The sequence below is a fragment of the Cupriavidus phytohabitans genome, assembly GCF_000426345.1.
Classification (GTDB): domain Bacteria; phylum Pseudomonadota; class Gammaproteobacteria; order Burkholderiales; family Burkholderiaceae; genus Cupriavidus.
Genome location: NZ_AUFE01000018.1, coordinates 12273 through 31692, shown reverse-complemented (window position 1 = coordinate 31692; position 19420 = coordinate 12273). Strand labels below are relative to the sequence as shown.

Genomic DNA, 19420 nt, shown 5'->3' with positions numbered 1-19420 from the left:
AGCAACATGCAGCAACTCAGGCTATCGAAGCGTTCGGCGCGCTGGCGCCAATGGCTGGGTGCGGCCATGGTCCTGGCCGCAGCCATGTCCGGGCAGACAGCGCAGGCGGCCAGCTGCGCCAGCGTGCGCATCGTGGTGCCGTTTCCCGCCGGTGGCCCGGCCGACCAGCTGGCGCGCACGCTTGCGCACGGCCTGCAGCAGAAGCGCGGCACGCCCTTCGTGGTCGACAACAAGCCTGGCGCCAACGGCAATATCGGCATCGACACCGTGCGGCGCGCGCCTGGCGACGGCTGCACGCTGCTGGTCGCGCCGGCCGGCAACCTCACCATCAATCCCACGCTGATGCCGGCGCTGACGTACAACGTCGAACGCGATTTTCGCGCGGTGTCGCTGCTGGCGGGCTCGCCCAACGTGCTCGCGGTGCATCCGTCGGTCAGGGCGAACAGCGTGCAGGAACTGGTGAAACTGGCGCAGCAGGCCGACAAGCGCGGCAAGCCGCTGGGCTACGCCAGCCCCGGTGTCGGCAGCGGGCTGCACCTGGCTGGCGAGCTGTTCCGCCACAAGGCCGGCATTGCGCTGCTGCACGTGCCATACAAGGGCACCACGCAAGCGCTCAACGACGTGGTCGGTGGCCAGGTGCCGATGCTGTTCGGCACCTGGCCGACACTGGCGCCGTTCATCCAGTCGGGCCAGCTGCGCGCGCTGGCCGTGACGCAGGCCAGGCGCTCGCCGGCGGCACCGGGCGTGCCGTCGCTGGCGGAGCAGGGCGTGCCCGGCATCGATGTCAGTTCGTGGTATGCGCTGCTGGTGCCCAGGGCCACGCCGCAGCAGGCGGCGGATGCGCTAAGCGCCGACGTACGCGCCTTGCTGGCTACGCCGGCAGTGCGCGCGGAACTGCAGCGCCTGGGCATGGAACCGGCCGGCAGCACGCCGCAGGCGCTCGATGCGCGCATCCGCCAGGAAACCGCGTCATGGGCGAAGCTGATCCGCGAGTACGGGATTACCGCGGAATAGAGGCAGACAGCGGGGGCAGACGGCGGGGGCAGACGGCGGCAAACGTTGGCGCTCGGCGCGAGCCGTTGGCACTCAGCGCTGGCGCTCAGGACGGTAACCCAGCAGCGCCGACAGGTCGCGCGCCGCCGCCCTGACTTCCTTCTCCACGCGTTCGCGCAGCGTGCCGTCGTGCTCGAAACGCTGCTGCGGTCCCGCCACGCTCAGGGCGGCGACGACTTCGCCATCGGCGCCGCGCACCGGTGCCGCGCACGAATCGATCCCGGGTTCGTAGGCCGAAAAACTCCAGGCGCAGTCGCGCTCGCGGTCGGCGGCAAGGATATCTGCCAGGCGTGCATGGGTAGCCGGGCTCTGGCCGGTCACGGTCGGCAGCGGGTCCGGGCCCAGCAACTCCCTCAGTGTTTCCGGCGGCAGGCCGGCAATCAGCATGCGGCCAGGCGTGGTCAGATGCGCCGGTACGCGGCTGCCGACCTGGATATTGCTGACCAGCGTGGCCGCCGGCATGTGGCGCAGCAGGTAGAGCGCATGGCCGCCGTCGCGCACCACCAGGTATGCGGACAGCTGCAGCGAACCGCTCAGCCTTGCCAGCACGCGCGCGGCCAGGCTGGTCAGGTCGTTCGATGCCAGCACGCGCGACGCGAGCTTGAGGAAATTGAAGCCGACCTGGTGGCCGCCATGCGGCAGGCGTTCGACCATGCCTTCATGCTCAAGCGTGTCCAGCAGCCGCATCACGGTGACGCGGTTCACGTCGATGCGGCGACCGACCTCGCTCAGGTTGGCTGTTGAGCCGCCTTCGGCGATATAGCGCAGCAGGCGCAGGCCGCGGATCACCGGCGAGACCAGCTGGGCTTCGCGGGCGTCTTCGGTTTCGGCGCTGTCGTCGGGGTCGGTTTCGGTCGGCGGGCGGGACTTGGGCATCTTCGGATGGCTGGCAATGAAAACGGCCGCGCAGGCGGCCGTGCCGGGGGAACGAAGCGGGGCGCTAGCCCAGCGCCACGTTCCAGGCGTCGTAATCGTACACCCAGTCGGCATTGCCGCCTTCCTTGAGCCAAGCATTGCTGCGCGAGCCGATCTGGATGCGGCTGGTGCGCTCGTGGCGCGCGGACTGGTAGCGGGCCAGCGCCGCGGGCACGGCGGCAGCGCCATCCTTCGCCGCATCAGCCAGGCAGCGCGCCAGCACCACGCCATCCTCGATCGCCATGCCGGCGCCCTGCGCCATGAACGGCATCATCGGATGGCAGGCATCGCCCAGCAGCGTGACCGGGCCGCGCGACCACTGCGGCAGCGGGTCGCGCACGTACAGCGCGGAAATCAGCACCTCGTCGCAGGCATCGAGCAGCGCGCGCGCCTCCGGATGGAAGCCGGCATAAGCGCTGCGCAAGTCCTCCACGCGGCCCGGCGTGGTCCACGACTCGTGCCGCCATGTTTCCTGCGCCACGGTGGCAAAGATAAAGATGTCGCGGCCGCGGTTGAGCGGGAAGGTGACGATCTGCGTGGCGGCATCCGGACCCCACCACTTGGTGAAGGCGCCAAGGTTTGGCACGCCGGCCAGCTTTTCGGCGGGCACCACGGCGCGGTACGCCACCACGCCGGTAAAGATCGGGCTTTCCTGGCCGAGCAGCGCGGTGCGCACCGTGGAATGGATGCCGTCGGCGCCGACCAGCACGTCGACGCGCTCCTCCGTGCCATTGGCAAAGCGCAGCGTGGCGCCGCCAGCGTCCGGCGCGATGGCCACGGCCTTGTGACCCAGGCGCACGTTCGTGGCGGGCACCGCGGCCTCGAGCGCGGTCATCAGGTCGGCGCGATGCATGGTGAGCTGCGGGGCGCCGTAGCGGCGCTCGGCGTCTTCCTGCATCGGCAGGCGCGAGGTTTCCGCGCCGGTATCCCATGTGCGGCTGATCCGGTGCGAAGGCCGTGCCGCGGTCTCGCGCAGCGCGTCGCCGACGCCCAGGCCATCCAGCGCGCGCACCGCGTTGGGTGTCAGGTTGATGTCCGCGCCGACGCGGGCAAAACGCGGCGCCTGCTCATAAACCACTGCGTCGAGGCCGAGCTTGCGCAGCGCGATGGCCGCGGCCAGTCCGCCAATGCCGGCGCCGTTGATGCCGATCTTCAAAGTCATGTTGCCGTTCCGGTAACGCCAGCGAGGCGTTCCGGAACGGTGGGGCGCGCGCTGACTTGTTATGTTCATAAATGAACGATATGTTCATAAAAAGTCTATGCGTGCGAGGGATCAGGCGTCAACCAAGGGTTAACGCGTAGTGGGGAGCTATTCCGGTCGTCCGAAGGCCTGCGGCATGGCCGTGCCTCCCTGTCGTTGGCCGCCACCTTGCCGCGGCGGAATAGATGGCGCGCCATGCTCAACCCTCCACCGGCAGCGTCGCGATCGCATACGCGTGGCGCAGCGTGCGGCCCAGCACCGGGTCTTCCAGCTCTATCTCGAAACGCTGCGCCGGGCGGATGCCGCCGATGGCCGGCAGCGTGCCGCACAGCATCGCCGAGCCCTCGCCGAAGCTGCCGCCGTGCCCGGCAAAGCGGTCGAGCAGGTCGGCCGGCGAGCGCATCGCCGTCACCGCGCCTTGCTGGTACAGCACGCGCTCGCCGTCGATGGTGGCGTAAGAGCGCAGCACCAGCCGGTCCCAGTGGCCTTGCACTTCAGTCAGCTTCCACAGCGTCGGCGCGCAGGGCTTCTCGCACATCTGCTTGGACACGGTGATGCCGTAGGTCTCCGCCTCGCGGTCGGTGTGGTCCGAGGCGATGCCCACCAGGATCTCGCCGCCGTCGTTGACGAGCAGGAATTCCGCTTCGCCGCTGCTGGCCTCGCCGCTGACCTGGATCTCCGGCGCGGCGCCCAGCCGTTCGGCGGCAACGCGGTAGAACACTGGCGTGTAGGGCGGCCGCTTCACGCCAAGCTCTTCCAGTTCGCGGATATGGGCTTCCATGGCCTCGACGTCGCGGCCGGTCCATCCCGCCACCACCAGCTGGCGGATGGCGACGGCGCGTTGCGACTTGCCCTGGCGGCTGTCGATATTGAAGGTAAGGGTCTTCATGTTCGGGGGCTCTCTGTGCGGGGAAGGGGCGGCCGGCGTCAGCGCCGGCCGCATGGTGGGGCAGGCCTACTTCCTGACCAGCGGGCAGGCGCTGGCGCTGAGCGGGCGGAATGCTTCGCTGGCCGGGATCACGCTCTTGATCTTGTAGTAGTCCCACGGACGCTTCGATTCCTGCGGCCGCTTGACCTCGACCAGGTACATGTCGTGCACCATCAGGCCGTCGGCGCGAATGGTGCCGTTGGTCGCGAAGAAGTCGTTGACCGGCGTGGCGCGCATTTTGGCGAGCACCGCGTCGCTGTCGTCGGTGCGCGCGGTTTGGATCGCCTTCAGGTAGTGCATGGTCGACGAATACACGCCGGCATGGACCAGCGTCGGCATCTTGCCGGTCTTGGCGAAGAAGCGCTGCGACCATGCGCGCGTGGCGTCGTCGCGGTCCCAGTAGAACGAAGTCGTCAGCGTCATGCCCTGCGCGGCTTGCAGCCCGAGGCTGTGGATGTCGCTGATAAACATGTGCAGGCCCGCCAGCCGCTGCTTGCCGCTGCCGTTGATGCCGAAGTCCGCCGCGGTCTTGATCGCGTTGACGGTATCGGCGCCGGCATTTGCGAGCCCGATCACGCGGGCGCCGGAGGCCTGCCCCTGCAGCAGGTACGATGACAGGTCGGGGGAGTTGATCGGATGCTTCGCCTTGCCCTTGAGCGTGCCGCCGACGCTCGACAGCGCCGCGGTGCCGTCCTTTTCCAGCGAGGCGCCCAGGGCGTAGTCGACGGTCAGGAAGTACCAGCTGTTGTCGCCGCGGCGGGTCAGCGCCTTGACCGTGTTGGCGGCGAAGGCGTAGGTGTCGTAAGAGTACTGGATGGTGTAGGGAGAGCAGTCCTCGTTGCTGAGCCGCGTGGTGCCGGCGCCGCTGGCGATGACGATCTTGTGCTTGAGCTTGCCCAGGTTGGACACGGCCAGCGCCACCGACGACGGCAGCGCATCCTGGATGACATCGACCTTCTGGTTGTCGAACCACCCTCGCGCCAGCGTGGCGGCCACGTCGGTCTTGTTCTGGTGGTCGGCGCTGACCACCTGCACGGGCGCGCCGAGCACCTTGCCGCCGAAGTCGTCGACAGCCATCTGCGCGGCGATCACCGAGCCCTTGCCGCCGATGTCGGAGAAGATGGACGACATGTCGGTGAGGACACCGATCTTGACGACGCCGTCGCTGACGGGGGCAGGGTCGGCCGCCAGGGCGGTTCCCGAGATGAGGGTGGCACAGGCGAGCGCGGTCGCGCCGATGCGGATATCAGGCATGTTGTCTCCTTGGGTCTTTCTAGGAATAGTGAGTACCGCTCTGGTGGCGGTTACCTGTGCGCCTGCCGTAGCGCCGCTTCCACGCTCATGCCGATTGCCAGCAGCCTGCGGTCGGCGCCGTGCCGGCCGAACAGCATCAGTCCCACCGGCGCTTCGCCGGGGCGGTGGCAGGGAACCGACAGTGCGCACAGGTCGAGCATGTTGGCGATGGCCGGATTGCGCAGCAGCAGGCGATTGGTGGCGAAGAAGGCGTCGTCGTTATCGAGGTCGTCGAGGTCGGCGAGGTCGGCAATGAGCGGCGCCACGATCGGCACGGTCGGCAGCACCACGGCGTCGAAGCCCGCCAGTTCGGCATCTGCCTGCCGGCACAGCGCGGCACGGCGCTCGCGCATGCGCAGGTAGTCGGCCGCGAGCTGCCCGTCGGCCAGCCGGATGCGCGACAGCACGCGGGGGTCGTAGCGGTCCGCGTATGCCGCCATCAGCTTGCCGTGCCAGGCGCTGGCCTCGGCTGCCACCAGCCCGCCGCCGTGACCGAGTTCGCCGAGCTGGCCCCAGCTGTCGAAGTCCACGTCCTGCAGCAGCGCGCCGGCGGCGGAAAGCCGGCGCAAGGCGTCGCTGAACGTTTGCGCGACCGTATAGTCGATCCCGTCCAGCACCATCCCGCCGGGCACGGCCAGGCGCAGTCCGGCAAGGCTGGCTGGCGCCGCTGGCGGCGCTTCCCCGGCCATCACCGCGTCGACCGCGGCGCAGCACGCGACGGAATTGGCCAGGCAGCCGACCGAGTCGTAGCTGGGCGACAGCGGCACGGCACCCTGCAGCGGCACCCGGCTCGCGGTGGGCTTGAAGCCGACGATGCCGCACAGTGCCGCCGGGATGCGGCACGAGCCGCCGGTGTCCGACCCGATCGCGGCGAGCGCCATGCCGTCCCTCACCGAGACCGCCGCGCCGGACGACGAGCCGCCCGGAATGCGCCCGGCCTGCCGGGCGAACGGGTTGCGCGGCGTGCCGTAGTGTGGGTTGATGCCGACGCCGGAATAGGCGAACTCGGTCATGTTGGTCCGGCCGACGAAGACGGCGCCCGCGGCGCGCAGCCGCGCAATGGCCGGGGCATCGGCGCTGGCGGCGCGCTCGGGCAGCACCTTTGCGCCGGCGCGGGTGACATCGCCCTGCACGTCGAACAGGTCCTTCACAGACACCGGCACCCCGGCCAGGGCGCCGGCCACGCCCTGTTCGCGCAGCATGTCGCTGGCTTGCGCCTGCTTGCGCGCGGCCATGCTGACGCCGTGCGGGAAGACGCGCGCGCCTTCGCCGCCCGGATTGCAGATGCGTTCGACACACGAGGCCAGCAGGGACAGCGCATTGGCGCTGCCGTCGGCGAGCTGGCGCTTTGCGGCGGCCACGGTGGCTTCCATGATCAGGCCGGGTCGTAGTAGTGGATTTCCAGCAGCATGCAGCCGCCGTCGGAGCGGAACGGACCGTGGAAGGCGCCGGGCGGCCGGCAGGCGTACGTGTTGGGCTCAAAGGCTTCGCCGCCGTTGCCGTTCGCATCGTTGCCGACGGTCAGGTCGCCGCTGAGCAGGTACACCTCCTCCCAGTACTCGTGGACGAACGGCGCCTTGGTGAAGATGCCCGCATCGAAGCGCAGCAGGCGGGTCCGGCTGCCGCGGCGGCCGCTTTCATCCAGCGCGCCGGACAGGATCTTCTGCTGGATGCCGGCGGGATAGCCTTCCGGCACTTCCCAGCCGGAGGAGAGGTCCAGGGTATGGAACTCGTCGTGAAGTTTGTTGATTGCCATGCTGATCTCCGTTATCGAGGCAATGATGGGGAGCGGGGCGGGTCTCGCTGCGCTCAGGCGGCCTGCGGCAGACGGGCCAGTTCGTCTTGCAGGGAATAGCTGCCGAGCATGTTGTCGACCAGGCCCGACGCGCGTTTCCAGTCGTAGGTGCGGTAGGCGTGGCCCTTGGTGACGAAGCTCGCGCCGGCGTAGAACATCTCGTACTGGTTGTGCCGCGAGGCAAACTCGGAGCCGACTGCGTCCCACGCGAGCTTGAAGAACTTGACGCGCTCCTCCGGGCTGCAGACCGGCGACTTCTGCGTCTTGGCGATGATGTCGGCCAGCGTGGGGTTGGCGAAATCCTCGATGCTGGAGGGCAGCATGATCATGCCGCCGCCGGCCAGCTCGCGCAGCGTGTTCAGCACCTTGGCGTAGAGCTGCTGCGTCACCACCTGCGAGCCGTACAGCATGCCGCGGTCGGGGATGAAATAGCCGTTCTGGTTGACCTGGCCCTTGGCTTCCATGCCGTAGACCCAGGCCTCGACCATGCCCGCCTCGGCGGCGAGCTGGCCCAGCAGTTCCTTGACCTGCGGGAAGCCCGCGGTGCCGTTGATCTCGGTGATGCGATGCGCCAGGCCGACCAGGAAGCGCAGCTTGACCATCAGCCGCACCTGGCACTGGTAGTTCTGGTAGACGTGCGCCGGCGTGGCATGGAACTGCTTCGCGCACATGGCGACGTCGCCCGCGACGAAGATCCGCTCCCAGGGTACCTTGACGTCGTCGAAGTAGAGCACCGCATCGTTCTCGTCGAAGCGGCTGGCCAGCGGATTGTCGAAGACCGAGGTGGCGCTGGCTTCGTACGACTTGCGCGACATCACCTTCAGGCCCTTGCTGTTCATGGGCACCGCGAAGGACAGCGCATACATCTCGTCGCCCTCGCGCAGCGGCTGGATGCAGCTGCAGAAGACCTCGTTGGCCATGATGCCGCTGGTGGCGAGCATCTTGGCGCCGCGCACCGTGATGCCTTCGGCGTCCTGGTCGACGATGCCCACCGCCAGGTACTTGTCTTCCTGCTCATGCGCCGCCTTGGCCTGGTTGGCCTGCGGGTTGACGATCACATAGGTGAGGAACAGGTCGTTGTCGCGGGCGTAGCGGTAGTAGTCGCGCAACGCGCCGGCGCGCGCCGGATCGGCCTGCTCGAGCACGTCGATGCCCATGTACATGCCGGAGATGCACGACGCGACATGGTCGGGCGAGCGGCCCATGAAGCCGTAGTGCAGCGCGGTCCAGGCTTCCAGCATCTCGCGGCGCTCGACCAGTTCGTTGTAGCTGCCGGGCAGCTGCCAGATGCGGCTGACGCGCCGGTCGCTGCCTTCCGGCCGGAACGTCATCCTGTCGGCGTTCTCGGGACGCGCCTGGAAGTCGTACAGATTGGCGTAGCTGCGGATCGAGTTGCGGAAGGCGGGGTGCACCGTGACGTCGGTGACGCGCTTGCCATCCAGGTACACTTCGCGCCCATCGCGCAGCATGGCGATGTGCTGGGTGCCGGTCTTGATCATGTCGTTCTCCTGTGCTGACTGCTTGTGTTGTTGGATTCAGGCGGCGGCAGGGCTGTCTTCCAGCGCCCGGTACTTGCCGCCAAAGAAGATCAGCGGCCGGCCGTCGTGGCGGGACTGGTGACGAACCACCCGCCCGATGAAGATCACGTGGTCGCCGCCTTCATGCATCGCGAAGGGCTCGCACTCGAACGTCGCCAGCGTGTCCGGCAGCAGCACGTGGCTGTCGCCGCGGTTGCCCTGGCCGCCGAAGTCGATGCCCTCCCACTTGCCGGAGTTCGCACGAGCGAAGCGGTTCGAGATATCCTGTTGCGCCTCGGCCAGCACGTTGACCGCATAGCGCGGCGCGCTGCGCAGGTCGTCCAGGCTCAGGCAGCGGCGATCGACCGAGAACAGCACCAGCGGCGGATCCAGCGATACCGAGTTGAACGACGCCACCGTGATGCCGACCGGGACCTCGCCGGCACGCGGCGCCGTGATCACGGCGACGCCGGTTGCGAACATGGCCAGCGCGTTGCGGAAACGGCGCTGCGCGTCGGCGTCCAGTACGACGCCCCGATCGACAGATGACTCAGCCATCACGACTCCTACGCATGTTTGGGCAACCGATCCGGCCGCCGCAGTTTGTTTTGGTATTTAGCTTTGGAAGTTAGGTTTCATTGAATGCTAACAAATTGCGGTATTCAAGTTGGTGGAAACCCTAGGCGGCAAGTTTTGCCGGTTCGCAGCGTCGCTGCGTGAATGCCGGAATGCCTTGTGGCACAACGGTTTGCGGGAGACGTGGGAAACGAGGCGGGCGTTGCGCAGGCCCGTTCGACAGCACGAAGCAACCCTATTGCCAGCATGGCGCCTGCGCGTCGGCGCGCTGCCCGGTGCTAGACTCGGCCGCACTTTCCCTGACCAGCGGGTTTGCGCGGGTTCGCTTTCCCCCCGGTCGTACTCCCTCCGCAGCCAGGAATGCGCCCCATGCAAAACCAGCAAGACAACCTCCCCATCTACATGGACTACAGCGCGACGACGCCGGTGGACCTCCGCGTCGTCGACAAGATGGTGCCGTTCCTGCACCAGCAGTTCGGCAACCCGGCGTCGCGCAGCCACAGCTACGGCTGGCAGGCGGAAGCGGCCGTGGAAACGGCGCGTGCGCACGTCGCGGCGCTGCTCAATGCCGACCCGCGCGAGATCGTCTGGACCTCCGGCGCCACCGAGGGGAACAACCTCGCGATCAAGGGCGCGGCGCACTTCTATCGCGGCAAGGGCAATCACATCATCACGGTCAAGACCGAGCACAAGGCCGTGCTCGATACCTGCCGCGAACTGGAGCGCCAGGGCTTCGAGGTGACGTATCTCGATGTGGGACCCGACGGCCTGATCGACCTCGATGTCCTGCGCGCGGCGGTGCGGCCGGACACCATCCTGGTGTCGGTGATGATGGTCAACAACGAGATCGGCGTGATCCAGCCGGTTGCGCGGATCGGCGAGATCTGTCGCGCGGCGGGCATCGTGTTCCACTGTGATGCGGTGCAGGCCGCGGGCAAGATCCCGATTGACCTGGCGGCGCTGAAGATCGACCTGCTGACCGTGACCGCGCACAAGGTCTACGGGCCCAAGGGCATCGGCGCCCTGTACGTGCGCCGCAAGCCGCGCATCCGGCTGGAGGCGCAGATCCATGGCGGTGGCCACGAGCGCGGCATGCGTTCCGGCACGCTGCCGACGCACCAGATCGTGGGCATGGGCGAAGCCTTCCGGCTGGCGCGGCTGGAACTGGAAGAGGAGGGGGGCCGTGTCGGGGCGCTGCGCGACCGGCTGCTGGCGGGCCTGTCGCGGCTGGACGAGGTCTACGTCAACGGCAGCCTCGAACACCGCATCCCGCACAACCTGAACATCAGCTTCAACTATGTCGAGGGCGAGTCGCTAATCATGGGCATCAAGGACGTGGCGGTGTCTTCGGGATCGGCCTGCACCTCGGCATCGCTGGAGCCGTCGTTCGTGCTGCGCGCGCTGGGCCGCAGCGACGAACTCGCGCACAGCTCGATCCGCTTTACGCTGGGCCGTTACACCACCGAGGCCGAAGTCGATGAAGTCATCCGGCAGGTCAGTGCGACGGTGTCAAAACTGCGCGAGCTCAGCCCGCTGTGGGAGATGCATCAGGAGGGCATCGATGTCGGCACGGTGCAATGGGCCGCGCATTGACGGCGGCGTGCCGCTAGCCTTTCAGGCGGCGCGCCTGCAGGTGCTCCAGGTCGAGCGCGGCACGGTCGCCGTTGGCGACGAGGCGGTCGACCACCGAGCACAGCACCTTGAATTCGGTGCGGGTGACGCCGTCGAACAGCACGTCGTTGATCTGCTGCTGCACCGGCAGCAGTTCATTGAGCAGCTTGCTGCCCGCCGTGGTGATGGTCAGGCGCATCTTGCGCTTGTCGTCGGGATGCGCCTTCTTGTCGATCAGGCCGAGCTTCTTCAGCTTTCCGGTCTCGATGGTGATGAACGGCCCGCTCAGGTGCAGGTGGTCGGCCAGCTGGTTCACCGTCACCTCGCCCTGCTGCGACAGGTGGGCGATCGAGCGGATCAGCGAATATTGCACGCCGGTCAGCCCGACCAGGTTGCCAAAGCCGTCCCGCACCGACAGCAGCCGCGCCGCAAACGGCAGCAGGCCATTGACGAGGTGCCGGAATTCGCGGTCCGAGCCATCGATCAGGCAAGCCGGATGCGTGATGGTCAGGGTCTTGTTTGCAGGAGTCGTAGCCATCGGCGGATTGTTCGATTAGCTTGTAACGCAAGCTTTGTGCCAAATTCTACCAAACTCGCCGGACGGCCTGCCGTGCTGTCCGGCCTCTCCTTTTGCGCCAACGCGCTGACTCCATGAATCCGATCTCCCTACCCGAAGCCCAGGCGCTGCTGGCCCGCTATGTCGAGGCCAAGGACAACAACCGTCCCGCGCTGATCCACGAGGCATTCGCAACGGATGCCACGCTGACCTTCTCCATCGATACGGACACCATCAGCTTTCCGGCACAGACGGAAGGCGCCGCGGCGATCGCGGCCACGCTGGTGACTGACTTCGCCAAGACCTTCGACCGCTGCCGGACCTACTACGTTGGCGACCTGTCGCCGGCGGCGGATGGCACCACACTGACGGTCCCGTGGCTGGTACTGATGCGCGAGACGGCGGCGCACACCTTGCGCGCGGGGAAGGGCGTCTACCGCTGGGGCTTTGCCCGGCAGCCGGATGGGACGTTCCGCATCGGCAGCCTGCACATCCATATCGCGCGGATGGACGTGGTGCCGGATGCCGGCGCGGCCATGCTGGTCGCCTTGCAGGCTGCGCTGCCGTACCCGTGGCTGCCGTCGCAGACGCTGCAGGTGGCGGTTCAAGCCCAGGCATCGGCTGATGCCAGGCTGGCGTTCATGAAAGAATTTGTCTAAGGGCTGCCGGCAGGGCGAACCTGCCGGCATGCGCCGTCAAAGCCCCAGCACCAGCTTGGCGATGATATTGCGCTGGATCTCGTTCGACCCGCCGTAGATCGACGCCTTGCGGTAGTTGAAATAGCGCGGCGCCAGCACGGCAGCATAGTCCGGTCCGACGCGCGGCGCGGCCTCGCGGCCCTGGATCGCGGCCCAGGTGTCCTGCACGAACGGCAGCGCGGCGGGACCGGCGGCCTCGACCGCCAGCTCGCTGACCGCCTGCAACGTCTCCGTGCCGGTGAGCTTCAGCATGCTGGACGCCGCCCCGATCGACGTGCCCGATTCCACGCCCGAGAACACGCGCAGCTCGACCGCCTCCAGCGCGGCGGCGCGCACGTGCAGCGCGGCCAGCTTGCGCCGGAAGGCGGGGTCGTCGAGCAGCCGCCCGCCATCGTCGGCGCTCTGCTCCGCGGCGATCTGCGCCACCTTGGCCAGCTGCTTGCGCAGCGTCGGGCTGTAGGTCCCGCCACGCTCGAACTCCAGCAGGTACTTGGCATAGGTCCAGCCCTTGCCCTCCTCGCCGATGCGGTTTTCCGCCGGCACGCGCACGTTCTCGAAGAAGACCTGGTTCACTTCCTGCTGCCCGGCCGGGGGGCCGTCCAGCGTCGGCAGCGGCGACACCGTGATGCCGGGCGTATGCATGTCGAGCAGCAGGAACGAGATGCCTTCCTGCCGCTTCGACTCGCGGCTGGTGCGCACCAGGCAGAACATCCAGTCGGCCCACTGCGCATGCGTGGTCCAGATCTTGGAACCGTTCAGGATGTAGTGCTCGCCGTCGCTGTCGGTACCGGGATCGGCGCGCAGCTGCAATGACGCGAGGTCGGAGCCGGAATTGGGCTCGGAGTAGCCCTGGCACCACCACACGTCCGAAGCCAGGATCGGCGGCAGGAAGCGTGCCTTCTGCGCGGGCGTGCCGTACTTCATGATCACCGGCGCCACCATCTTCAGCCCCATCGGCGACACCGGCGGGCAGCCGGCCGCGGCCAGCTCCGACTGGAAGATAAAGCGCTGCGCCGGCGTCCAGCCCGGGCCGCCATATTCCTGCGGCCAGTTGGGCGCGGCCCAGCCGCGCGCATGCAGCGCCTTCTGCCAGCGCACCTGGCCGGTCTTGTCGAGATAGCCGTTCTTGGACTGCGCCATCATCGCACGCAATTCGTCGTCATAGGCCTGGGCGATCCAGGCGCGCACGTCTTCACGGAACTGCCGGTCTTGCGGGGAGAAATCGAGATGCATCGACGGGCCTCGCTGGGGTAGTCGTCAGGGATTGGCGGTTCAGGCCGCGACGGGATAGAGCAGGTCGGCGTAGCGGCGCAGGTGGTGCTCGGCCGAGCCGAACTGCAGGTCGATCGCCGTGACGCGCTTGAAGTAGTGGCCCACCGCCAGTTCCTCCGTGACGCCCATGCCGCCGTGGATCTGCACTGCGCCCTGGCCGACGAAGGCACCGGCCTGGCCGGCCTGGACCTTGGCCGCGCACGCCGCCTGCGCGAAAGCTGCCGGTGCGCCGCCGGCCTGCATCGCCGCGACCTGTGTCAGTGCCACGGATTGCTCCAGCTGCATATACATGTCGGCCATGCGGTGCTGCAGCACCTGGAACGTGCCGATCGGCACGCCGAACTGCTTGCGCTGGCGCGCGTAGTCGATGGTGTCGGCCAGCATGCGCGCCATCGCGCCGTTGGCTTCGGCGGCCAGCGCGACCATGGCGTGGTCGCACAGCCGCTTGATCAGCGCGAAGGCCTCGCCTTCGGCGCCGATGCGCTGGCTGGCGGCTACCTGCACGTTGTCGAGCAGCACCTCGGCCGCGCGCATGCCGTCGAAGGTGGGATATTCGCGCAGTGTCACGCCGGGCGTGTCGCGTGCGATCCAGAACAGGCTGATGCCCTCGCGGTCGCGGCGCGCCCCTGCGGTGCGGGCACTGACCACCAGGTGCGAGGCGAACGGCGCCCCCACGGCTACGTGCTTGTGCCCGCTCAGCTTGTAGCCGTTGCCAGCGCGCGTGGCGCTGGCCTGCACGTCGTGCCGGCAATAACGGCTGGCGGGCTCGGCATGCGCCCAGGCGGCGGTGGCCTCGCCGCCGATGATGGCGGGCAGCCACTGCGCCGCCAGTTCCGGGCTGCCTTGCGCCAGCGCGCCGCCGGCCAGCACCACGGTGCCAAGATACGGCTCGAGCACCAGGTGGCGGCCGAACTGCTCCATCACGATCATGTGCTCGGCAGCGCCGCCGCCCAGCCCGCCGAGCGCCTCGCTGAAGCCCGCGCCCAGGATGCCGAGGTCGCGCGCGAACGCACGCCAGCAATCGGGCCGCCAGCCCGCCGCGGACTGGACCGCGGCGCGGCGTGCTTCAAAATCGTAGTGGTCGGCCAGGTAACGCGCGAGCGTGTCGCGCAGCATCGATTGTTCTTCGCTGAACTTGAAATCCACCTCGGCTCCTTCGGGAATGGGGGATGGCGTGCTTGCGATAACCCGCGACAGCATGATCCGGGCACGCCGCCGGGCAGCGCATCGTCGCATTCGACGAAGGTGCGCAGGGGCTGCACGGGGCCCCGCAGGTGTCGTTTCATGCGGCACCGCATCAAAATGCCGACGCCGCGCTTCGTCGCTTCCGACGATGGTTGAACCGGCGGGTCGTTCACAGAATGCGGGATCACCCATCCCAATCCAGCGAACCGCTGTCGAAGGAGCCCAACGCCATGCATCCGTCCATCCACGCGCAGCGCACGCCAGAAAAGCCGGCCGTCATCATGGGCAGCAGCGGCGCAGTCGTCACTTACCGCGAGCTGGACGAGCGTTCGAACCAGGTGGCACACCTGTTCCGCGCGCTTGGGCTGCGCCCGGGCGACCGCGTGGCCTTCATGCTGGAGAACCATCCGCGCCTGTTCGAGCTGTGCTGGGGCGCGCAACGCAGCGGAATCATCTATATCTGCCTGAGCACAAAGCTGAACGCGGCCGACGCCGCCTATATCGTCAATGACAGCGCCGCGCAGGTGCTGGTGACCACGCACGCGCAGGCGGAGATCGCGGCCTCGCTGGTGACGCAGACGCCGGCGCTGAAGCGCCGGCTGATGCTCGACGGCACGGTGCCCGGCTACGATGCTTATGAACCGGCGTTGGCACGCTGCCCCACCACGCGCATCGCCGAAGAAGTGACCGGCGGCGATATGCTCTATTCCTCGGGCACCACGGGCCGGCCCAAGGGCGTGTATGCGCCGCCGGCCAGCCCGCGCATCGAGGATCCCACCACGCTGACCAGCCTGTGCCAGCGGCTCTATGGCTTCGATGCCGAGAGCCGCTACCTGTCGCCGGCGCCGCTGTATCATGCCGCGCCGCTGCGCTACAACATGGCGGTGCAGGCGCTGGGCGGTACCGCGGTGGTGATGGAGCATTTCGACGCGGAGCAGTACCTGCAGCTGGTGCAGCAGCACCGCATCACCCATACGCAGCTGGTGCCGACGATGTTCTCGCGCATGCTCAAGCTGCCCCAGGCGCAGCGCGAGGCCTATGATGTGTCGTCGCTGCGCGTGGCGATCCATGCCGCGGCGCCGTGCCCGGTGCAGGTCAAGGAGGCGATGATCGCGTGGTGGGGACCGGTGATCTGGGAATACTACGCCGGCACCGAGGGCAATGGCGTGACCGTGGTCAGCACGCAGGAATGGCTGCAGCGCAAGGGCACCGTGGGCCGGGCCATGGTCGGCAAGCTGCGCATCTGCGGCCCCGACGGCGAACTGCAGCCGCCGGGCGAGCCCGGCACGATCTATTTTGCCGAAGGCCGGCCCTTCGAATACCACAATGACCCGGCCAAGACGGCGGAATCGCGCCATCCGCAGCATCCGGACTGGAGCACCATCGGCGATGTCGGCTATGCCGATGCCGACGGGTACCTGTTCCTGACCGACCGCAAGGCCAACATGATCATCTCCGGCGGGGTCAACATCTATCCGCAGGAGGCCGAGAACCTGCTGATGACGCACCCCAAGGTGCTGGACGTGGCGGTGATCGGCGTGCCCAACGAGGATTTCGGCGAGGAGGTCAAGGCCGTGGTGCAGCCGGCCGACATGGCGCAGGCTGGTCCGGAGCTGGCGGCCGAGCTGATTGCGTTCTGCCGCGCCAACCTTTCCACTATCAAATGCCCGCGCTCGGTCGATTTCGAGTCCGAACTGCCGCGCCTGCCGACCGGCAAGCTGCTCAAGCGGCTGCTGCGCGACCGTTATTGGGCAGGCCACGGCAACAAGCTGGTGTGAAGGCGAGCCCCGGCATCCGGCTGGCGTCCGGCGAGCGGGGCGGTGGGGCGAGGGGGGGGCCGGGGCCGCCCCTTAATCCAGCCGGAAGGCCGCCTGAAGAGACCCGGAACCCTCGGCGGCGCGCGGCCGCCCGCGTTTACGCCATAATTCCGTGTTCCATCACAGTCACGCGCGCCCGCGCTGCTGCGCAGGCGCGCGCATCGCTTCGCATTGCCGCAAGGGCGGTGCGGCGCGGAAGACGACAAATCGCCAATGGCAAGTATCGAGGAGACCGGGCGGCGCGTGCCGTCTGCCACCGGCGCCGCTGCGCTGTCGGCCAAGCTGCGCCCGCCGCTGCTGACGCCGTTCCAGGTCGAGCGCACGGCGATCTGCGACGCCGTGTGCGCCGCCGACTTCGTCAAGCTCGTGCTGGTGCGCGCGCCCGCGGGCTTTGGCAAGACCACCGCCATGCTCCAGTGCCGTGCGCGCCTGGAAGCCGCCGGCGGGCGCACCGCGTGGCTCACCCTTGACCGCGCCGACAACGATGCCACCCGCTTCCTGGGCTCGATCGAGGCCGCCATCGCGCAGGCGCTCGGGGCCGCGGCCCAGCCGCCCCGCTCGGGGCTGGTGCAGGACCCCGGCGAGCAGGCGCTGGCGCTGATCGACCGGCTGGCCGGCCACAGCGGCGCCTTCACGCTGTTCCTCGACGATTTCGAATCGATCCAGAACGCCGCCGTCAGCGGCCTGGTGTGGCAGATGGTCGAAAGCCTGCCGCCGGGCTGCCGTGTCGTGATCGGCACGCGCTGGGTGCCGGAGAGCGGCCTGGGCCGGCTGCGCGCACGTGGCGAGCTGCTCGAGATCGAGCCCGCGCAATTGCGCTTCAGCGCCAGCGAGACCGAATCCTTCCTGCGCCACGCCCGTGGGCTCAAATTGCAGCCAGCCGCGATCAGTGCGCTGCACCGGCGCACCGAAGGCTGGGCCACGGCACTGTGGCTGGCTTCGGTGGCAATGGAGCGGCGCAGCCAGCCCGAGGGCTTCATCGCCGGCTTTTCCGGCTCCAACGCGGCGATTGCCGACTACCTGGTCGAAGACGTCTTCCTGCACCTGCCCGACGCGGTGCGGGACTTCCTGTTGCGGACCTCGATCCTCGACCAGCTCTGCGGCCCGCTGTGCGACGCCGTCTGCCAGGCCACTCCGCCTTCAGCCGGCGGCGCCGGCAGCAGCGACGAGATCCTGGCCTGGCTGGAGCGTGCCAACCTGTTCCTGCTGCCGCTGGAGAGCGAACGCTACGGCGAGCGCGGCACCGGTGCGGCGCCGGAGCAGTGGTACCGCTATCACAGCCTGTTTTCCGGCTTTCTGCGCGGCCAGCTGGCGCAGTCGATGCCGGCGGCCGTGCCGCCATTGCACCTGGCTGCCTCGCGCTGGTATGAAGCGCAGGGCCGCCCGGTGCCCGCCATCGAGCACGCACTCGCGGCCGGTGCGCTGGGCCATGCGCTGGAATTGCTGGACGGCGCCGTCGACGACCTGCTGGGGCAGGGCCGCATGCGGCTGCTGACGCGCTGGCTGGAGGCGGTACCGGCGCAAGAACTGGCCCGTTGGCCCAAGCTGCAGATCGCGCATGCGTGGGCGGTGTCGTTCACGCGCGGCCCGGCCGACGCGATCGCGCTGCTGCAGGCGATCCCGACCGAAGGCGCGGCCGGCGACCTGCTCGCGCATATCCGCGCGCTGCGCCACGTGCTGCTCAACATGATGGACCGCTTCGACGACGCGCGCGCCTTCGCCCGCGACGAGCTGCCGCCGCTGCCGATGGGCTACGCCTTCCCGGACGCGATCCTGGGCACGTCGATGGCGCGGCTGGCCGCGGTCATTGGCGACTACCCCGAGGCGCGCCGGCTGCTGCAGATCGCGCGCCAGGCCGTGCGCGGCTCGGACAGCAACTTCAACAAGATCTTCTCCGAATCGGTCGAAGGCCTGATCGACCTGCGCCAGGGGCGGCTGCAGCAGGCGCTCGCGCGCTTTCGCATTGCCGCGCGCACGATGCTGCCGAACCGCTTCGGCCCGACCAACGGCAACGCCATGGCAGGCATCCTGCTGGCCGAAGGGCTGTACGAGAGCGGCGATACCGAACGCGCCAGCCGGCTGCTCAACGTGTACCTGCCGCTGTCGCGCGATCTTGGCCTGCCGGACCAGATCATCACCGCCCACACCGTGCTGGCCCGCATCGCCTTCGATCGCGGCGACACCGACCAGGCCCATGAATGGCTGGCGCAGCTGGAGGCGCTCGGCCACCACCGCGGCCTGACCCGGCTGGTGATGGCGGCGATGCTCGAGCGCGCGCGGCTGGCGCTGCGCCAGGGCAATGTGCACGCCGCGCGGGAGGCCATCGAGCGCGCCGCCGACCCCGCGCTGTGGCGCACGCGTCCGGGGGTCAGCTCGTTTGCCAGCGACGTCGAGGACATCTTTGTCGGCAGGCTGCGGCTGGACGTGCATGCCCGCCCCGGTGCGCAGGTGCGCGACGCGATCGAGCGCGAACTGGCGGCCGCCACCAGCAACCAGCTGATGCGCCGCGCGCTCAAGCTGCGCATCCTGCTGGCGCAAGCGTGCCAGCGCAGCGGCGACGGTGCGCATGCGCTGGTGGTGATGGGCGAGGCGTTGCGCTTCGGGGCGGCCGAGGGGTTCGTGCGGATCTTTGCCGACGAAGGCGACGACGTGCGCCGGCTGGTGGCCGATGCCTGCGCGCGCCAGGGCGCCAGCCTGCCATCCGCCTACGTGGAAAAGCTGGTGCAGGCATGCGGCCAGCAAGCCGGCGCAGCGCGTGGCGGCACGGGCGGCCGTCCCGCGCCGCCGGCGCTGGTGGAGCCGCTGACGCCCAAGGAGCAGAAGGTTCTGCAGTTGCTGGCCGAAGGCTTCTCCAACGTCGCCATGGCCGAGCGCCTGTTCGTGTCCGAGACCACGGTGCGCACGCACCTGCGCAATATCAGCGCCAAGCTGCACGCCAGCAACCGCACCCAGGCGGTGGCGATCGCGCGGCAGCTGGGCCTGCTCTGAGCCGGTCGCCGCGAG

General features: G+C 68.6%; 16 protein-coding genes. 5 read left to right on the top strand and 11 right to left on the bottom strand.

What is annotated here, in order from left to right; genetic code table 11:
• The first annotated feature begins 6 nt into the window (after window positions 1-6).
• Entirely contained in the window at window positions 7-1014 is a 1008-nt protein-coding gene (locus K309_RS0115310; RefSeq protein WP_029047245.1) for a Bug family tripartite tricarboxylate transporter substrate binding protein, read from the top strand.
• Window positions 1015-1086: 72 nt separating this feature from the next.
• On the opposite strand, the gene K309_RS0115305 is transcribed toward K309_RS0115310, so the two are convergent.
• The 8 genes from K309_RS0115305 to K309_RS0115270 form a co-directional block, all read right to left on the bottom strand.
• Window positions 1087-1929 carry an IclR family transcriptional regulator gene (locus tag K309_RS0115305; protein WP_029047244.1) on the bottom strand — a complete coding sequence of 281 codons (843 nt, stop codon included), beginning with the start codon at window positions 1927-1929 and terminating at the stop codon, window positions 1087-1089.
• Window positions 1930-1993: 64 nt separating this feature from the next.
• Window positions 1994-3130: an FAD-dependent monooxygenase gene (locus tag K309_RS0115300; RefSeq protein ID WP_029047243.1), complete on the bottom strand. Its 1137-nt coding sequence runs from the start codon at window positions 3128-3130 to the stop codon at window positions 1994-1996.
• A gap of 238 nt (window positions 3131-3368) precedes the next feature.
• Entirely contained in the window at window positions 3369-4058 is a 690-nt protein-coding gene (locus tag K309_RS0115295; protein ID WP_029047242.1) for a DUF2848 domain-containing protein, read from the bottom strand.
• 66 nt (window positions 4059-4124) lie between these two features.
• Window positions 4125-5351 carry an ABC transporter substrate-binding protein gene (locus K309_RS0115290; RefSeq protein WP_029047241.1) on the bottom strand — a complete coding sequence of 409 codons (1227 nt, stop codon included), beginning with the start codon at window positions 5349-5351 and terminating at the stop codon, window positions 4125-4127.
• A 50-nt stretch (window positions 5352-5401) separates the two neighbouring features.
• Complete coding sequence (locus tag K309_RS0115285; protein WP_029047240.1) at window positions 5402-6763, bottom strand: amidase; 1362 nt, start codon at window positions 6761-6763, stop codon at window positions 5402-5404.
• 2 nt (window positions 6764-6765) lie between these two features.
• Window positions 6766-7146 carry a cupin domain-containing protein gene (locus K309_RS0115280; RefSeq protein ID WP_029047239.1) on the bottom strand — a complete coding sequence of 127 codons (381 nt, stop codon included), beginning with the start codon at window positions 7144-7146 and terminating at the stop codon, window positions 6766-6768.
• Window positions 7147-7199: 53 nt separating this feature from the next.
• Complete coding sequence (locus K309_RS0115275) at window positions 7200-8684, bottom strand: 4-hydroxyphenylacetate 3-hydroxylase family protein (RefSeq protein ID WP_029047238.1); 1485 nt, start codon at window positions 8682-8684, stop codon at window positions 7200-7202.
• Between the two features lie 36 nt (window positions 8685-8720).
• Window positions 8721-9260 (bottom strand): flavin reductase family protein, encoded by a 540-nt coding sequence (locus K309_RS0115270; protein ID WP_029047237.1) that lies wholly within the window; start codon window positions 9258-9260, stop codon window positions 8721-8723.
• A 387-nt stretch (window positions 9261-9647) separates the two neighbouring features.
• Between K309_RS0115270 and K309_RS0115265 the strand changes: the two genes are divergently transcribed.
• Entirely contained in the window at window positions 9648-10871 is a 1224-nt protein-coding gene (locus K309_RS0115265) for an IscS subfamily cysteine desulfurase (RefSeq protein ID WP_029047236.1), read from the top strand.
• A 13-nt stretch (window positions 10872-10884) separates the two neighbouring features.
• On the opposite strand, the gene K309_RS0115260 is transcribed toward K309_RS0115265, so the two are convergent.
• Window positions 10885-11427 carry a MarR family winged helix-turn-helix transcriptional regulator gene (locus K309_RS0115260; RefSeq protein WP_029047235.1) on the bottom strand — a complete coding sequence of 181 codons (543 nt, stop codon included), beginning with the start codon at window positions 11425-11427 and terminating at the stop codon, window positions 10885-10887.
• Between the two features lie 113 nt (window positions 11428-11540).
• Between K309_RS0115260 and K309_RS0115255 the strand changes: the two genes are divergently transcribed.
• A complete protein-coding gene (locus K309_RS0115255; protein ID WP_029047234.1) occupies window positions 11541-12104 on the top strand; it encodes a nuclear transport factor 2 family protein in 564 nt (187 codons plus the stop codon).
• Between the two features lie 36 nt (window positions 12105-12140).
• Here K309_RS0115255 and K309_RS0115250 read toward each other — a convergent pair whose 3' ends face one another.
• Window positions 12141-13376 carry an acyl-CoA dehydrogenase family protein gene (locus tag K309_RS0115250; RefSeq protein ID WP_029047233.1) on the bottom strand — a complete coding sequence of 412 codons (1236 nt, stop codon included), beginning with the start codon at window positions 13374-13376 and terminating at the stop codon, window positions 12141-12143.
• Between the two features lie 39 nt (window positions 13377-13415).
• Entirely contained in the window at window positions 13416-14561 is a 1146-nt protein-coding gene (locus K309_RS0115245) for an acyl-CoA dehydrogenase family protein (protein ID WP_029047232.1), read from the bottom strand.
• Between the two features lie 269 nt (window positions 14562-14830).
• Here K309_RS0115245 and K309_RS0115240 point away from each other — a divergent pair, with 269 nt between their 5' ends.
• Window positions 14831-16378 (top strand): AMP-binding protein, encoded by a 1548-nt coding sequence (locus tag K309_RS0115240; RefSeq protein WP_029047231.1) that lies wholly within the window; start codon window positions 14831-14833, stop codon window positions 16376-16378.
• 252 nt (window positions 16379-16630) lie between these two features.
• On the top strand, window positions 16631-19405 hold the full coding sequence (locus tag K309_RS0115235; protein WP_029047230.1) for a winged helix-turn-helix domain-containing protein: 2775 nt from the start codon (window positions 16631-16633) through the stop codon (window positions 19403-19405).
• The last annotated feature ends 15 nt before the right edge of the window (window positions 19406-19420 follow it).